Source organism: Stenotrophomonas sp. 112478_Sma (assembly GCF_056479905.1).
This window is the reverse complement of sequence record NZ_CM151072.1, coordinates 3,009,536-3,025,761: the sequence shown is the minus strand read 5'-3', so window position 1 is coordinate 3,025,761 and position 16,226 is coordinate 3,009,536. Positions and strand designations below refer to the sequence as shown.

Annotated in this window: 15 protein-coding genes; 11 read left to right on the top strand and 4 right to left on the bottom strand. The window is 68.3% G+C overall.

Features of this window, described 5'->3' with window-relative positions; all coding sequences use genetic code 11:
- Window positions 1-74 precede the first annotated feature (74 nt).
- The 5 genes from ACZK08_RS13890 (at window position 75) to ACZK08_RS13870 (ending at window position 4,932) form a co-directional block, all read left to right on the top strand.
- Window positions 75-1,103 carry an aspartate-semialdehyde dehydrogenase gene (locus ACZK08_RS13890; protein ID WP_065181845.1) on the top strand — a complete coding sequence of 343 codons (1,029 nt, stop codon included), beginning with the start codon at window positions 75-77 and terminating at the stop codon, window positions 1,101-1,103.
- 70 nt (window positions 1,104-1,173) lie between these two features.
- Entirely contained in the window at window positions 1,174-3,090 is a 1,917-nt protein-coding gene (locus ACZK08_RS13885; RefSeq protein ID WP_065181846.1) for a motility hub landmark protein FimV, read from the top strand.
- A gap of 26 nt (window positions 3,091-3,116) precedes the next feature.
- Complete coding sequence (locus ACZK08_RS13880; protein WP_065174912.1) at window positions 3,117-3,476, top strand: VOC family protein; 360 nt, start codon at window positions 3,117-3,119, stop codon at window positions 3,474-3,476.
- Window positions 3,477-3,508: 32 nt separating this feature from the next.
- Window positions 3,509-4,279, top strand: coding sequence for a tRNA pseudouridine(38-40) synthase TruA (gene truA, locus ACZK08_RS13875; protein ID WP_053520070.1), 771 nt, complete (start codon window positions 3,509-3,511; stop codon window positions 4,277-4,279).
- Window positions 4,276-4,932, top strand: coding sequence for a phosphoribosylanthranilate isomerase (locus tag ACZK08_RS13870; protein WP_053520071.1), 657 nt, complete (start codon window positions 4,276-4,278; stop codon window positions 4,930-4,932). Before truA ends, ACZK08_RS13870 begins: the two co-directional genes overlap by 4 nt.
- A gap of 23 nt (window positions 4,933-4,955) precedes the next feature.
- Here ACZK08_RS13870 and ACZK08_RS13865 read toward each other — a convergent pair whose 3' ends face one another.
- Window positions 4,956-5,843, bottom strand: a complete 888-nt coding sequence (locus tag ACZK08_RS13865; RefSeq protein ID WP_053520072.1) for a LysR family transcriptional regulator — start codon at window positions 5,841-5,843, stop codon at window positions 4,956-4,958.
- A gap of 96 nt (window positions 5,844-5,939) precedes the next feature.
- Between ACZK08_RS13865 and trpB the strand changes: the two genes are divergently transcribed.
- The 5 genes from trpB (at window position 5,940) to glmM (ending at window position 11,097) form a co-directional block, all read left to right on the top strand.
- Window positions 5,940-7,157 carry a tryptophan synthase subunit beta gene (trpB, locus tag ACZK08_RS13860; RefSeq protein WP_065181847.1) on the top strand — a complete coding sequence of 406 codons (1,218 nt, stop codon included), beginning with the start codon at window positions 5,940-5,942 and terminating at the stop codon, window positions 7,155-7,157.
- Window positions 7,154-7,843 carry a hypothetical protein gene (locus ACZK08_RS13855; protein ID WP_065181848.1) on the top strand — a complete coding sequence of 230 codons (690 nt, stop codon included), beginning with the start codon at window positions 7,154-7,156 and terminating at the stop codon, window positions 7,841-7,843. Before trpB ends, ACZK08_RS13855 begins: the two co-directional genes overlap by 4 nt.
- A 1-nt stretch (window position 7,844) precedes the next feature.
- The gene (gene trpA / locus ACZK08_RS13850; RefSeq protein ID WP_065174902.1) at window positions 7,845-8,654 is read left to right on the top strand and encodes a tryptophan synthase subunit alpha; all 810 of its coding nucleotides are present in this window, start codon (window positions 7,845-7,847) and stop codon (window positions 8,652-8,654) included.
- Window positions 8,655-8,857: 203 nt separating this feature from the next.
- A complete protein-coding gene (gene accD, locus ACZK08_RS13845) occupies window positions 8,858-9,733 on the top strand; it encodes an acetyl-CoA carboxylase, carboxyltransferase subunit beta (RefSeq protein ID WP_053520076.1) in 876 nt (291 codons plus the stop codon).
- Complete coding sequence (gene glmM, locus ACZK08_RS13840) at window positions 9,733-11,097, top strand: phosphoglucosamine mutase (protein ID WP_053520077.1); 1,365 nt, start codon at window positions 9,733-9,735, stop codon at window positions 11,095-11,097. The genes accD and glmM overlap by 1 nt, the downstream gene beginning before the upstream one ends.
- Before the next feature lie 85 nt (window positions 11,098-11,182).
- Here the strand turns inward: glmM and ACZK08_RS13835 are convergent, their stop codons facing one another.
- From ACZK08_RS13835 to ACZK08_RS13825, 3 genes are read right to left on the bottom strand one after another with little or no spacing between them, the layout of a single operon-like run.
- Window positions 11,183-12,040: a polysaccharide deacetylase family protein gene (locus tag ACZK08_RS13835; protein ID WP_065181850.1), complete on the bottom strand. Its 858-nt coding sequence runs from the start codon at window positions 12,038-12,040 to the stop codon at window positions 11,183-11,185.
- Entirely contained in the window at window positions 12,033-13,178 is a 1,146-nt protein-coding gene (locus ACZK08_RS13830; RefSeq protein WP_053520079.1) for a glycosyltransferase family 4 protein, read from the bottom strand. Before ACZK08_RS13830 ends, ACZK08_RS13835 begins: the two co-directional genes overlap by 8 nt.
- 19 nt (window positions 13,179-13,197) lie before the next feature.
- On the bottom strand, window positions 13,198-15,081 hold the full coding sequence (locus ACZK08_RS13825; protein WP_065181851.1) for a DUF3413 domain-containing protein: 1,884 nt from the start codon (window positions 15,079-15,081) through the stop codon (window positions 13,198-13,200).
- A 149-nt stretch (window positions 15,082-15,230) separates the two neighbouring features.
- On the opposite strand from ACZK08_RS13825, the gene ACZK08_RS13820 reads away from it, so the two are divergent.
- Complete coding sequence (locus ACZK08_RS13820; protein WP_053520081.1) at window positions 15,231-16,208, top strand: isopenicillin N synthase family dioxygenase; 978 nt, start codon at window positions 15,231-15,233, stop codon at window positions 16,206-16,208.
- The last annotated feature ends 18 nt before the right edge of the window (window positions 16,209-16,226 follow it).

Here is a 16,226-nt window from a genome sequence, read left to right as displayed (position 1 = left end):
TCCGTCCGAGGAGGTTCCCCGAACCCAGCTGTCGTGCGTGAATTTTTCCCATCCGTTTTCTTGAGAGTTCCCCCATGAGCAATGCACAACGCCGCTTCCATGTCGCCATCGTCGGTGCCACCGGCGCCGTCGGCGAGACCATGCTGGCCATCCTGGCCGAGCGCGGTTTCCCGGTCGGAACCCTGAGCCTGCTTGCCTCCGAGCGTTCGGCCGGTGGTGAGGTCGAGTTCAACGGCGAGAAGGTCAGGATCCAGGACCTGGCGAGCTTCGATCCGAAGGGTGTGGAGATCGCCCTGTTCTCCGCAGGTGGCAGCGTCTCCAAGGAGTACGCACCGAAGTTCGCCGCCGCCGGTGCGGTGGTGATCGACAACTCCTCGGCCTTCCGTTACGACGATGACGTGCCGCTGGTGGTATCGGAGGTCAATCCGGACCAGATCGGCAATCGTCCGCGCGGCATCATCGCCAACCCCAACTGCTCGACCATGCAGATGCTGGTCGCGCTGGCGCCGCTGCATCGTCGCTATGGCATCGAGCGCATCAACGTCTCCACCTATCAGTCGGTGTCCGGCGGTGGACGCTCCGCACTGGAGGAGCTGGGCAAGCAGACCGGCCAGCTGCTGAGTTTCCAGGAGATCGATCCGCAGCGTTTCCCGGTGCAGATCGCCTTCAACCTGATCCCGCACATCGACGACTTCCAGGACAACGGCTTCACCAAGGAAGAAATGAAGCTGGTGTGGGAAACCCGCAAGATCCTGGGCGACGACAGCATCCTGGTGAACCCGACCGCGGTGCGCGTGCCGGTGTTCTACGGCCATTCCGAGTCGGTGGCGATCGAGACCCGCGACAAGGTCACCGTGGCCGAGGCCCGTACGCTGCTTGAACAGTCGCCCGGCATCGAGGTGGTCGACCGCCATGAAGCCGGCGGCTATCCGACGCCGGTCACCCACGCATCGGGCACCGATGCGGTGTACGTCGGCCGCATCCGCGAGGATCTGTCGCATCCGCGTGGCCTCAATCTGTGGATCGTGTCGGACAACGTGCGCAAGGGCGCAGCCCTGAACGCGGTGCAGCTGGCAGAGCTGGTCGCTGCCGAGCAGCGTTGATCGACAGCCCGGGCTCCCTGGGCTGCTCTGTGCGTGCGGACCCCGGTCCGCACGCTTTATAGTGTCGCCCATGAATAAACGGGCCAAGGGCGCATCGCGCCCGCTCACCTATCTGTCTGCCGCACTGCTGGCTCTGGCCAGCAGTCCGGTGTTCGCGCTGGGGCTGGGCGACATCCGCGTCCTGTCCAGACCCGGTCAGCCGCTGCTGGCGGAGATTCCGGTGGTGTCCGCCGATCCTTCGGAGCTGGAGAATCTGCGCGTGGCGCTGGCATCGCCAGCCACGTTCGAACGTGTCGGCCTGCAACAGCCGACCGGCCTGGTGGGCGAGCTCCAGTTCGAGCTGACCCGCAATGCGCAGGGGCGGGCCGTGGTGCGGGTCACCTCGCAGATGCCGGTGGAGACGCCGTCGCTGAGCTTCCTGGTCGAGGCCGACTGGGGGCAGGGACGGTTGGTGCGCGAGTATTCGGCCCTGATCGATGCGCCCTCCAGCGCGCTGGCCGTGGCGGAACCGGAAATCGTCGCACCGGCGGGCACGCTCTCCAATACCATCGCCCGCGATCCGCCCGCTGAGGCGGCGGTACCGGCGCCTGCACAGGGCGGGACGCCGGCCAGTGCGACCACGGCGGCTGCACCGGTGCGTCCGCGCGCTGCCGCTGCACCGTCGTTGCCGCCGGCTGCCGATGGCAGCATTACCGTGCAGCGCGGGCAGACCTTGTCGCAGATCGCCAGCGCGGTCGCCCGCGGCAACCAGGTCAGCCGCGACCGGGCGATGATTGCGCTGCTGCGTGCCAATCCCGAGGCCTTCATCCGGGGCAACATCAACCTGCTCAAACAGGGTGCGGTACTGCGCATGCCCGGCAGTGACGCGCTGGCGGCGGTGGATGCGGCCGAAGCCGGTGCCCTGGTCCGCGAACACGCCGCGCAGTGGCGGCAGGCGCGTACCGTGCCGCAGCCGGCAGGCGTTCCTGCACCTGCGGTCGCTGCGCGGGCCACTTCTCCGGCCGCCGCGGCCGGGGCACGACTCGAGATCGCCCCGGCGCTGGCGTCCGACGCCGCGCACGCGGGCACAACCACCGGCACCGGAGCCGGCAGCGAGGGTGACATGCTGGGCAACGAACAACTTCGCCAGGCGCGCGAGGACATCGCCACCCGCGATGCCGAGATCGGCGAGCTGAAACAGCGTGTGGCCGAACTGGAAACGCTGAAGGCACAGCAGCAGTCGCTGATCGCGATGAAGGACAACGACCTGGCGGCGGCCCAGCAACGGCTGGCACAGGCGCCGGGCGCGCGTGACGCCGGAACGCCGTGGTACTGGCTGGGACTGCCGGTGCTGCTGGTGCTGGCAGGCGCCGCATGGTTGCTGCGCCGTCGCAAGCCATCGCCGCTGCCGCCGCTGCGCGAGGAGGACGATGCTGCAGCTCTGGCGGCGGCCGTGCCGGCCGGTGCCGCGCTCGATACGCTGGCCGAGCAGTCTGCGTGGTCTACCGCCGATGCCGACAGCGGGCGCCAGGAGCCGGCGATGCCGGCCTGGGCGACGATCGCCGACGCCCGATCCGAAGACGGATCGGGCGGCACGGACAAGCAGCCGTCGGGCGATGGCAAGGACGAGGCACCGTTGCCGGAACCCGTGACCGACCTGCCGCGCTGGGACGAACCGGTGGACGAGAGGGGTGTTGGCCGGCCGACGGCCCAGGAAGCCGATTCCGGGGTTTCGGTCCCGGACTACGCGCTGCATGCCGAGCAGCAGCCGCAGTTCCGCGGCGTGTTCGACCTGCCCGCCGATCTGCAGGACAACGACGCCCCGTCGGTGGAGGATGCCGGCGACACTTGGTCGCCCCGCGCCGGGCAGGAACGCCTGGAGCTGGCGATCGCCTACCTGGATCTGGGCGACGCACAGACCGCGCGTACCCTGCTGCTGGAGGTTGCCGAAGGGGGCGACCCGGACTGCCAGGCGCAGGCGCGCGAGCTGCTGGCCCGGCTGCCGTGACCGATACCTTCGACAAGGACCCTGCCATGACCCGCGAGCGTCGCATCGACTATGTTGAGTTCGCGTCCCGCGACCCGGCCGCCAGCCGTGCCTTCTTCGAGAAGGTGTTCGGCTGGTCGTTCGTCGATTACGGCAGCGACTACACCGCCTTCGACGATGGTCGCCTGCAGGGGGGCTTCTTCCGCGGCCAGCCGCAACGCGCCACCGAAGGCGCCCCGCTGCTGGTGCTGTACGCCGATCAGCTGGCCCCGGTCGAAATGGCCGTGCGCCAGGCGGGTGGTGAGGTGGTGCGGCCGGTGTTCTCCTTCCCGGGCGGCAGCCGCTTCCAGTTCGTCGAACCCGGTGGCAATGAACTGGCGGTCTGGTCGGAACGCGATCCGGCCTGAGCGTCGTCCACTCCGCAACATCGAGGTAGCACATGCGTTATGCGCTTGGCGTCGAGTACGACGGCAGCGATTTCAGAGGCTGGCAGAACCTGGGAGAGGGCGGTCCCAGCGTCCAGGCCAGTCTTGAGCAGGCCCTGTCTTCGGTGGCCGACGCGCCGCTGCAGGTGGTCTGCGCTGGCCGAACCGACGCCGGCGTGCATGGCCAGTGCCAGGTCGTGCATTTCGATACCGACGTAGTGCGCGACCCGCGCGCCTGGATGCTGGGTACCACCACCCGCCTGCCGCGCTCGATCGCGGTGCGCTGGTGCGTACCGGTGGCGGAGGATTTCCATGCGCGGTTCTCAGCGCGGGCGCGCCGCTACCGTTACCGGCTGCTCAATCGCGAAGTACGGCCGGCGCTGGACCGGCAGACGCTGAGCTGGGAGCGTCGCGCACTGGACGCAACGCTGATGCACACGGCCGGGCAGGCGCTGCTGGGTGAGAACGACTTCAGCGCGTTCCGCTCGGTCCAGTGCCAGGCCCTGCATGCGCGGCGCGAGCTGCAGTCACTGCAGGTCAGCCGCCACGGCGAGGTGATCGAGGTGGCGGTACAGGGCAATGCATTCCTTCATCACATGGTTCGCAATATCGTCGGTTCGCTGATCCTGGTCGGCAGCGGCGAGAAACCGGTGGAGTGGATCGCCGAGCTGCTGGCCGGAAGGGATCGCACCGTAGCCGGTCCCACTGCACCGCCGCAGGGCCTGGTGTTTCTTGGACCGCTGTACCCCGACAACTGGCATCTGCCCGCCGAGGTCACGCTATGAGCCGCTCCTACTACCGTACACGCATCAAGTTCTGTGGAATGACCCGTGCCGGCGACGTGCGCCTGGCCGGCGAGCTCGGCGTGGATGCGGTGGGTTTCATCTTCGCCCGCGAGAGCAGCCGCCGGGTTGCGCCCGCCGAAGCGCGCGCGATGCGCCAGGCGATCGCGCCGATGGTCGACGTGGTGGCGCTGTTCCGCAACAACAGCAAGGAAGAGGTGCGCGAAGTGCTGCGCACCGTGCGGCCCACCCTGCTGCAGTTCCATGGCGAGGAGGACGAGAGCTTCTGCCGCAGCTTCAACATGCCTTACCTGAAGGCGGTCGCGATGGGGGGACGTGAGGAAGTCAACGCGCGTACCCTGCAACTGCGCTATCCGAGCGCGGCCGGCTTCCTGTTCGACAGCCATGCACCGGGGGGCGGTGGCGGTACCGGTGTTGCATTCGACTGGACCCGCATTCCGACCGGGTTGCATCGGCCATTCCTGCTGGCCGGCGGTCTGACCCCGGACAATGTGTACGACGCGGTGCTGGCGACCCTTCCGTGGGGCGTCGACGTCTCCAGCGGCATTGAACTGGAGCCGGGCATCAAGGACGGCTACAGGATGCGCACCTTCGTCGAGGAAGTGCGCCGCGCCGACTGCACCGTGCTGGAGTAGGACCGGGAGGCTGCGGCGTCACGTTACCTCAGCTGGGCCGCGACCCAGTCCGCCAGGGCGTCGACGCGTGCGTCGGCCTGGCCCTCCGGCCGCGCCAGGACCCAGAAGCCGCCCGTGGCGGCGAAACCCCATGGGGCCAGCAGCCGGCCTGCCGCGAGATCCTCAGCGACCAGCGGCTCCGGCGCGATCGCTGGACCCAGCCCGGCCACCGCCGCTTCCAGCAGGTAGTAAAGGTGTTCGAAACCCGTGCCCAGCCGCAGCCGGGCGGGGTCGAGATCGTGCGCCTGCGCCCACGTCGGCCACGCCTGTGGCCGTGAGCTGGTGTGCAGCAGCGTCTCCTGCAGCAGTGCCGAGGGCGGCACATGGCGCAGGCGCTGCGCCGCCGGATGTGACGGTGCCACCACCACGCCAACCCGCTCGGGCGCCAGCTCGCGCACCTGCCAGCCCCGTGGCCACGGCCCCTGCGCCAGCAGCAGGACCGCATCCAGTGCCGCCTGCGCCTCGGTGAAGCTGCCGTCCAGTGCCGACCACTGCAGGCGCACACCGGGCAGTGCGGCCTGCAGGGCGGGGAGGCGCGGAATCATCCAGCGCGCCAGCACGCTGCCGCTGCAGCCCAGTACCAGCGCTGGCGACGCCGCGGGCCGCCGCAGCTCGCGCACGCAGTCTTCGATGCCGGCGAAGGCTTCGCTGCAGGCCGCCTGCAACAGTGTTCCCGATGCGGTCAGGCGCAGGCCACGCCCGGCGCGCTGGAACAGGGCCAGGCCCAGATGATCCTCCAGCAGCTTCAGCTGCCGGCTGACTGCACCGTGGGTGACATGCAGGTCCTGCGCGGCACGGCCCACACCGCCGAGACGGGCGGTGGCCTCGAACGCGCGCAGCGCATTGAGTGGCGGCAGCAGGGATCGGCTCATGTGAGATTTCCTGACGATAGGTGCCAGATAATATCCATTTTCCGGTCATGACCCGTGCGCTAGAGTATCCACCTGTCTGAATCACCGGTCCCTGCCATGTCTGCCTCCCCCATTGCCGACTACCACGCCTTCCCGGATGCCCAAGGCCACTTCGGCCGCTATGGCGGCAGCTTTGTCGCCGAAACCCTGGTCGGTCCGTTGCAGGAGCTGGCCCTGGCCTATGACCAGGCCCGCCAGGACCCCGCGTTCCAGGCGGCCTACGACCGCGATCTGGCTCATTACGTGGGCCGGCCGAGCCCGATCTATCACGCCCAGCGCCTGAGCGACCACGTCGGCGGCGCACAGATCCTGCTCAAGCGCGAGGACCTGAACCACACCGGTGCGCACAAGATCAACAACACCATCGGCCAGGCGCTGCTGGCGGCGCGGATGGGCAAGACGCGCATCATCGCCGAGACCGGCGCCGGCCAGCATGGCGTCGCCAGCGCCACCGTTGCCGCACGCCTGGGCCTGGAGTGCGTGGTGTACATGGGCGCCACCGACATCGAGCGGCAGAAGATCAATGTCTACCGGATGAAGCTGCTCGGCGCGACGGTGGTGCCGGTCACCTCCGGTTCGGCGACCCTGAAGGATGCGCTCAATGAAGCGATGCGCGACTGGGTGACCAACGTGCAGGACACCTTCTACATCATCGGTACCGTGGCCGGCCCGGACCCGTATCCGCGCATGGTGCGCGATTTCAATGCCATCGTCGGCCGCGAAGCACGCGAACAGATGCTGGCCGAGTATGGCCGGCTGCCGGATGCGATCACGGCATGCGTGGGGGGCGGCAGCAACGCGATCGGCCTGTTCCATGCCTTCCTCAACGACCGCCAGGTCGAGATCGTCGGCGCCGAAGCGGCCGGTGACGGTATCAACACAGGCCGCCATGCCGCCTCGATCGCAGCAGGGCGTCCCGGCGTGCTGCATGGCAACCGCACCTACGTGCTGTGCGACGACGACGGCCAGATCATCGAGACCCACTCGGTGTCGGCCGGCCTGGACTATCCGGGGGTCGGCCCGGAGCACGCGTTCCTGGCCGACAGCGGGCGCGCGCGCTATCTCGGCATCACCGACGAAGAAGCGCTGCAGGCTTTCCATCTGCTGGCACACACCGAGGGCATCCTGCCGGCGCTGGAGTCCAGCCACGCGCTGGCGCAGGCGATCAAGCTGGCGCGCGAGCGTCCGCGCGACCAGATCGTGCTGTGCAATCTGTCCGGGCGTGGCGACAAGGACGTGCATACCATCGCCGCACGCGAAGGGCTGGTGCTGTGAGTCCCATGCTGCGCCATGGTGGCGCGCTGGTACTGGCAGTGGGGCTGGGCGGCTGCACGCCGCCCGATCCGCCGGTGCTGGCGCCCGCGGCGACGTCTCCGGCGGCCATCGCCCCGGCCCGCCAGGTGGCCAGCAACGACGACGATGCCGCCCATCACCCGATCGAGGATGCACCGTTGCCTGCAGCAGGGGAGGTCACGGATGACGGGCCCGCGCCGACGGTGGCTTCGGTCGCGCTGGACCATGCCGGCGAGGTGCTGATCGGCCAGCCTTTCAGCGAACTGCAGGCCGAGGCGCAGTGGCACTCGGCTGGCCTCGCCGAGGCGACGGCCGGGCGCTGCGACTATTACGAGCGCGGCACGCTGCCCGAGGGCGTGGCGATGCTGGTGCAGGACGGCAACGTGGTGCGTTTCGACCTGGCTCCGATCGACGATTCGGGCCTGGTGGTGACCCAGCCCGGGCCGTTCGGACTGCGCCTGGACATGCCGCGTGCGCAGGTGCTGCAGCAGATGCCGCGGGGCGTCATCGCAGCTGCGCTGGGCGTTGATGCCGACGCCGGCGAATCCCTGCTCTGGCAGGACCCCGGTTCCGATCTGGCGATCCGCGTGGAGATCGTGGATGGCACCGTATCCAGAATGCATTGGGGCGCCAGCGGCGCCGTTGACCTGATCGAAGGATGTATCTGACATGCCCGTATCCCGACTCGACGCCTGTTTCCAGCGCCTGCGCGAACAGCAGCGCAAGGCACTGATTCCCTTCGTCACCGCTGGCGATCCTCTGCTGGAAGCAACCGTGCCGGTCATGCATGCACTGGTTGAGGCGGGCGCCGATGTGATCGAACTGGGGGTGCCGTTCTCCGATCCGATGGCCGACGGCCCGACCATCCAGCGCAGTTCCGAACGTGCGCTGGCGCGCGGTGCAGGCAGCCGTTACGTCCTGCAGGCGGTAGCGCAGTTCCGCCAGCGCGATGCGCAGACGCCGGTGGTGCTGATGGGCTATCTCAATCCTGTGGAGATCCATGGCTACGCGGCATTCGCCAAGGCCGCGGTGAGCGCCGGCGTGGATGGCGTGCTGCTGGTCGACCTGCCGCCGGAGGAAGCCGGCGAAGCCCAGCAGGCCTTTGATGCGGAAGGCCTGGCCCTGGTCCTGCTTGCCTCCCCGACCACCAGCCCGGCACGCGCGGACAAGCTGCTCGCGCTGGCGCGGGGCTACCTGTACTACGTCAGTTTTGCCGGTGTCACCGGTGCGTCCGACCGCCTCGACAGCGAGGCCGCCAGCGTACGCCTGCAGGCGCTGCGTGAACGGGCCACGGTCCCGGTGGTGGCCGGCTTCGGCATCCGCGATGCCGCCAGTGCGGCGGCCATGGCGCGCGAGGCAGACGGTGTGGTGGTGGGCAGCGCCCTGGTCGCGGCACTGGCCGAAGCGACCTCGGCCGAAGAGGCGGCCCAGCGGGCGCACGCATTCCTGGCGCCCCTGCGCCAGGCCCTGGACGCCTGACGGCAGCGCCCGGCCATGCCCGACGGTGCGCTACGGCGTATCCGCCGGGCGTGGCCCGGCGCTGCCTGCGCTAAACGTACGTCCCAGCATGGTTTTTCCGCCGCCGCCCACAGGCCGGCAAGGGGTGCACGGGCGGGGAAAGCGGAGCTAGACTGTCCGCCTTTGCGGCCCCCGGGCCGCCCTGAACGGAAGTGTCCTCCCGCATGAGTTGGCTCAGCAAGTTGATGCCGTCCGGCATCCGCACCGACAACACCCCCAGCAAGAAGCGCAGCGTCCCCGAGGGCCTGTGGGAAAAGTGCAGCAACTGCGGCAGCGCGCTGTACCGGCCGGAACTGGAAGAGAACCTGGAGGTCTGCCCGAAGTGCGGTCACCACATGGCGATCCGCGCGCGCGCGCGCCTGGCCGCGCTGTTCGATGCGGACAGCACCACCGAGATCGGCGCGCGCCTGGGGCCGACCGACCTGCTGAAGTTCAAGGACCAGAAGAAGTACAGCGAGCGCATCAAGATCGCGCAGAAGAACACCGGCGAGTACGACGCGCTGATCGCCATGCGCGGCCTGCTCAAGGGCCGTCCGCTGGTCGCATCCTCGTTCGATTTCGCCTTCATGGGCGGTTCGATGGGTTCGGTGGTCGGCGAGCGCTTCTCGCTGGCGGCCGAGGCTGCCGTGGAGATCGGCGCGCCTTACGTCTGCTTCTCCGCCAGTGGCGGCGCGCGCATGCAGGAAGGCCTGTTCTCGCTGATGCAGATGGCCAAGACCTCGGCTGCGCTGGGCAAGCTGCGTGAAGCCGGCCTGCCGTACATCTCGGTGCTGACCCATCCCACCACCGGTGGCGTGTCGGCCTCGTTCGCGATGCTGGGTGACATCAACATCGCCGAGCCGCAGGCGCTGATCGGATTCGCCGGGCCGCGCGTGATCGAACAGACCGTGCGCGAGAAACTGCCGGAAGGTTTCCAGCGTTCGGAATTCCTGCTGGAGCATGGTGCCATCGACCAGATCTGCGACCGCCGCGAAATGCGTGACCGCCTGTCCGACCTGCTGGCGATGCTGGGCCGCCAGCCGGCGCCGGAGGTGGCTTGATGGGAGGCCGCAAGTACTTCGGTACTGATGGCATCCGCGGACGTGTCGGTGAGGGAGCGATCTCGGCCGACTTCGTGCTGCGCCTGGGCAATGCGCTGGGCCGCGTGCTGGTGGCCCGGCACGGCCAGGACGGGCGCCGCCCGATCGTGGTGATCGGCAAGGACACCCGCATTTCCGGCTACATGTTCGAGGCGGCGCTGGAGGCGGGCCTGGTCGCCGCCGGCACAGATGTGCAGCTGCTGGGCCCGATGCCCACCCCGGCGGTGGCGTTCCTGACCCGCACCTTGGGCGTTGATGCAGGCATCGTCATCAGTGCTTCGCACAATCCGCATTACGACAACGGCATCAAGTTCTTCTCCGCACAGGGCGAGAAACTGGACGACGCCACCGAACTGGCGCTGGAAGCCGCACTGGACGTGCCGTTCACCACGGCCGAATCGGAGCGGCTGGGCAAGGCGTCGCGCGCGCGCGAGGCGGTAGGCCGCTACATCGAGTTCTGCAAGGCCAGCGTGCCGCGTGCGTTCGATCTGCGTGGCGTACGTCTGGTGCTGGACTGCGCGCATGGTGCCACCTACCAGATCGCCCCGCTGCTGTTCCGCGAGCTGGGTGCCGAGGTCATCGGCATCGGTGCCGAGCCGAACGGGGTGAACATCAATGCCGGCGTCGGTTCGACCCATATCGACAACCTCGCCGCCAAGGTCCGCGAGACCCGTGCCGATCTCGGCATCGCCTTCGACGGTGACGGCGATCGCGTGCTGATGGCTGACGACCAGGGCAATCCTGTCGACGGCGATGACCTGCTGTACATCCTGGCACGCACCTGGCAGGCGGAAGGTCGCCTGCGTGGGCCGGTGGTCGGCACGCTGATGAGCAACTATGGACTGGAGAAGGCGCTGGCCGACCTGCAGATTCCGTTCCAGCGCAGCAACGTGGGCGACCGCTACGTGCACCAGGCACTGATCGAAGGTGACGGCGTGCTCGGTGGCGAAGCGTCGGGCCATCTGCTGTGCCTGGACCGGGCCACGACCGGTGACGGCATCGTCAGTGCGCTGCAGGTGCTGCTTGCGCTGCGCAGCAGCGGACAGACGCTGCGGCAGGCGTTGCAGCCGCTGGTGAAGGTCCCGCAGAAGACGGTGAACGTGCGCTTGGGCAATGTCTCGGCCAAGACCACCGTGCAGGCCGAAAGCGTGCAGTCGGCACTGCTGGAGGCGCAGCAGGCCGTGGCCGGCCGTGGGCGCGCATTCCTGCGCCCGTCCGGCACCGAGCCGGTGGTGCGGGTGACGGTCGAGGCCGATGACGCAACACTGATGCAGGACACGCTGGATCGCCTGTCGGCCGCAGTGAAGGCCGCCGCCGCGGCCTGAGCCCGCAGGTGGTTCCGCAACGGACAACGCCCCGGACGACCGGGGCGTTTTCTGTTCAGAGGGCCGCTGCTGGGCCGAGGCGGACTCAGGGGCCCGGCACCATCTTCTTCTGGCGGGCCTTGAAGCCGTTGAACAGCGGCGCGATCAACGGGTTGTAGCTCTGCGCGATGCGCTTGCGCAACCAGCTGGCCGGCCGGTTGCGGATCGCGAAGCGGTAGATGCGTTCGGGATCGCCGCCGATCACGTTGCGGCCGAACGGGTGGGTGGTATGCAGGTAACGGAACCCCTGCTCGCGCGCGACTTCGACATGGTCATCGTCGAAGTCACCGTACGGCCAGCACAATGTGTCCGAAACTTCGCCCAGCTTGTCCTGCAGGACCTGGCGCGAGAGTGCCAGGTCGTTGCTGATGCCGGCCCGGCGCTGCGCGCGGTCCAGGTCTTCGCGGCGCAACCAGCGTGTATGGGTGTGGGTATGGCAATGCACCTCGAAGGTGCCCGCGTCGATCGCCGCGCGCGCTTCGCTCCAGCGCATCATCACATCGTCGCTGCGCCCCTGCTCGTAGATGGCGGCCTCGCAGCCGCGATGGTCCGGCGTTGCCGGCAGTACCGCGCCGGGCAGGCCTGCATGCGGCCGCACCGGGCCTTCGCCCATCCATCCGGTGACCACGAACACCACCGCGTGCATGCCGTACTTCTGCAGGATCGGATGCGCGTAGACCCAGTTGTCCAGGTAGCCATCGTCGAAGGTGATGACGATCGACCGGCGCGGCACCGGCCTGCCGGCCAGGAACCCGGCGTACTGCTCCAGTGTCAGTGAGGTCCAGCCACTGTTGGCCAGCCAGGCAATCTGGCTTTCGAAATTCTCCGGCGACACCGTGATCATGCCGGGCGACGGACTGACGTGATGGTGCATCAGCACCGGTACGGTTCGGGCATCAGCCATGTCCCAGCTCCTTCAGCCACTGGCGGTAGTAGTGTTCGGTGGTCTCGCCGTGGCCGGTGGGTGTGAAGCGGTGCGCAGCGCGCATCCATTCCCAGCCGGCACGGCCCATCTGCCGGCGCCGTTCCGGATCGTCCACCAGCAGGCGCAGAGCGCCCGTCAGGGCAGCATTGTCGCCCAGCCGGGTGAGGATCGCATTGCTGCCGTCCACGACCATCTCCGGCACGCCACCAACCCGCGTCGCCACGATCGGCACGCCGACGTACGCCGCTTCCAGAAACACGGTGCCGGCGGCTTCCTTGTGCGAGGCGAGGGCGAAGATATCGAAGCCGGCCATCAGCCGGCAGGCGCCGTCGCGGTAGCCGAGCAGGTGGACCTGCGACTGCAGGCCGTGCTCGGCGCACATCGCCTGCAGGCGCTCCATCACCGGCTGCCCGTCGCCGATCACCACCAGGTGCAGGTTCGGATTGGCCTTGCACAGCGGCACCATTGCCTGCAGCAGATCGGCATGGCCCTTGGGCTCGCGCAGCACCGCCACGCAGCCGACCACGATGTCCTGTTCGCCGAAGCCGAGCTCGGCACGGACTTCGGCACGCACGTCCTGCAGGCACTGCCACGGATCTTCCTTGCGGATATCGGTCCAGCGCGGTGGAACCGCGATCGGCGGCACGATGCCGATGCGCTCAGCGGGAATGCCACGGTCGGCCAGCAGCTGCTTGACGAAGCTGCTGACGGTCAGCACCCGGTGCGGCAGGCCGGTATAGGTCAGCAGCGAGTTGACCGGACTCATCAGGTGGCGCGAGCGCACCACCAGCGGCGCACCGCCGAGGCGGGCGCCGGCGGCGGCAATCAAGGCGTCGCGACGGCTGGTGGTGTTCACCACGTCATAGCGTTCGCGGCGCACCAGGCGCGAAACCGACCAGATGCCGCGCAGCAGGCGCGCCAGCCCTCCCATGCGCAGCGTATGCACGGTGAAGCCGTCATCGCGCGCCAGCTGCGCCAGCCGTGCCTCGGGCTGGCACAGCAGCGAGACGTCGTGGCCGCGCGCGCGCATGGCCTGCATGTGGCGGAAGATGTAGATCTCCTGCCCGCCCATTCCCTTGGCGGCTTCGGTGTGCAGGATGCGCAGCGAACGTTTCATGCGGACTCGATCCTTGATATCAACGATTGCGGAAGCGCGTCAGCGCTTCCCAGGCGGAACGGATCGCGGCTGCGTCCGGCGCCTGTTGTGGCAGTGGGCGATAGTGCCGATCCAGCGCGGTGGCATTGCCGAACTTGTCGAACACGTAGAGGGCATCGCCGTGGCGGACGGCGCGCTGCGACCAGCTCTCCACCACCAGGGCACGGAGCCCTTCCGGGGCCGCCAGCAGATCCTGGCCGGTGCTGTAGTCGGCCAGCGGGTTCTCGCAGCCCAGGGCGTGCCGCATCAGCGTGGGCACCCAGTCCTCATGCGAGCTGGTGCGCGCATCACGGCCGCTTGCCTCGCCCGGCCAGTGCAGCACGAACGGCACCTGCAACTGGTAGTCGGAGAAGTTGCCGTTGTGGCCCCAGTAGTTCAGCGCGAGGTCGTTGAACTCCTCTGCGTGATCGCCAGTGACCAGCACGATGGTGTCCTGCTCCAGGCCCTGCGCACGCAGGGTATCGAGCAGCGATCCGACCAGGCTGTCGGCGTAGTGGACGGAGGTGTGATAGCGGTTCAGTTCCGGCGTCGGATCGTGGTCCGGCCCGAACTTGAGGAAGTCGATGTCCGCGGCCATCGGCGTGGCCAGGGGCGGATAGTCGGCCGGCAGGTGGTAGGGCGCGTGGGTGGAGTCGAGGAACACGAAACCGAACCACGGGCGCTGCGCGGCCTGGCTGTTACGGATGTCCTGCTGCAGCGACGCGACGATGGCACGGTCGCGGCCATCGGGCTTCAGTGCCGACGGCCCCTGGTGCAGCTGGTCACGGACATCGGCGAACACGGTGCGGTCGAATTCCGGGCTATACATCGGCGCGCTGCCGTACAGGTGCAGGTCATAGCCCTGCTGTCCCAGGACCTGGAACAGCTGCGAGCCACGCTGCTCGTCAAGCATGCTTGCCCAGTAGCCACCGGGAAGGCCGTAGAGCAGGCCGAACAGGCCGTAGCGGGTGGCGTTGCCGGTGCTGAAGTGATGCTCGTAAACGCGGGAGGACTGCGCCAATGCCGTGGTGTTCGGCATGATCTGTGGCGTCAGCACATCGTGGCGGAGTGATTCGAGTACCACCATCAGCACGTTCGGCCGCTGGTGGCTCTGGCAGCGCAGCGGATGCAGCGGGTAGTGCAGCTGGGCATGGCGGGGGTCGGGCAGGCCCGCCTGCTGCTGGCTGACCACGCCCAGGCGACGCATGAAGCTCTTGGCGGTGATCGGCTGCGCCCAGGGCAGGTAGTTCCACTGGCTGATCACGTCACGCTCGCCGCGTGCATCGTAATAGGCGGTCGCCACCTGGCCACCTGCCATCAGCAGGATGACCAGTGTCCATCCCTGCAGGACGTGGCGCCGTCGGGGCAGGGCGGGCAGCAGCTTCCAGCAGGCCCACGCCAGCAGGGCTTCGGCGGCGAAGATGGCCGATACCAGGGCGATCGCCTGCAGCCAGGTCTTCCACGACAGTGCGACCTGATCGTGCAGCGCGCCGCCGAACACCATGTTCGCCACCATGGCATTGAGGTGGAAGCGGTACAGCGCGAACACCTTGGCATCGACCAGCAGCAGGCACAGCCACAGGCCCTGCAGCACCACCGCGCCGATGCTCAGAGGACGCGCGCTGCGGGCCCACAGTCCGAGCAGCAGCGGCAGCAGGCCGGCCAGCGCGCCGAACGCCAGCAGGTGGCCGGGCAGGGCAACGGCCAGATACGCCAGGCCGACGGGGCCGCCGGGGTTGTCCCGCAGCGGCACGTTGCCCAGGGTGATGACGGCTGCCAGTACGGCGTTCGCCGCCACGAACAAGGACCACCAGGCCAGCCGGCGCCAGTGCTGGGTACAACCGGGTCGGGAAGCTGGATCGGCGGCGGGTGGAGCGGAGGGCATCGTCGGTACGTGTTCAGCAGGAGCGGGACAAGGGGGCGGCGCCGCCGCGGCCGGCGGATCCGCGCGCGGGTCGCGCATTGTATCGGTTTGTTTCAACGTATCGGTGTCGACCTGCGGGCGATCTGTCACAATGTTCAGGTGGGCCCTGAATGCGGCGGCCCTCCAGACCCAATGACAAGCCAGGAACCGCTGTGAGCCAGATCCCGACCCTCGACATCACCCGTTTTGACAGCGACCGCGAGGCCTTCGTGGCCGAGCTGGGGGCGGCCTATCGCCAATGGGGATTCGCGGGCATCCGCAACCACGGCATTCCGCAGGCCGACATCGACGCGGCCTACGATGTCTTCAAGGCCTTCTTCGCCCTGCCGGAGGAGATCAAGCGGAAGTACCACGTGGCCGGCGGGGGCGGTGCACGTGGCTATACCCCGTTCGGCGTGGAAACCGCGAAGGGGTCCAAGCACTTCGATCTGAAGGAGTTCTGGCACATCGGCCGGGAGATCGGCGACGACTCCAGGTACCGCGACGTGATGCCGCCGAACCTGTGGCCGACCGAGGTCGAGGGCTTCCGTGAGCGGGGCTACGGCCTGTACCAGGCGCTGGACAACCTCGGGTCGCGCGTGCTGTCGGCGCTGGCGCTGCACATCGGCCTGCCGGAGGATTTCTTCGCCGACAAGACCAATTTCGGCAACTCGATCCTGCGCCCGATCCATTACCCGCCGATCACCACCGACGACATTCCCAACGTGCGTGCCGGTGCGCATGGCGACATCAACTTCATCACCCTGCTGGTCGGTGCCAGTGCGGCGGGCCTGGAGGTGCAGTCGCACGATGGCAAGTGGGTGCCTTTCACCTCGGATGCGGACACCATCGTGGTCAACATCGGCGACATGCTGCAGCGCCTGACCAATCACGTGTATCCCTCCACCATCCATCGCGTGGTCAATCCCCCGGGCGAGCTGGCCCGCCAGCCGCGCTACTCGGTGCCGTTCTTCCTGCACCCGAACCCGGACTTCCTGATCGACGTGCTGCCGTCCTGCATCACCCCGGAGAACCCGAGCCGGTATCCGGAGCCGATCACCGCCCACGGCTTCCTCGAGGAACGCCTGCGCGAGATCAAGCTGAAGTAATGAAAAGGCCGCCGCGAG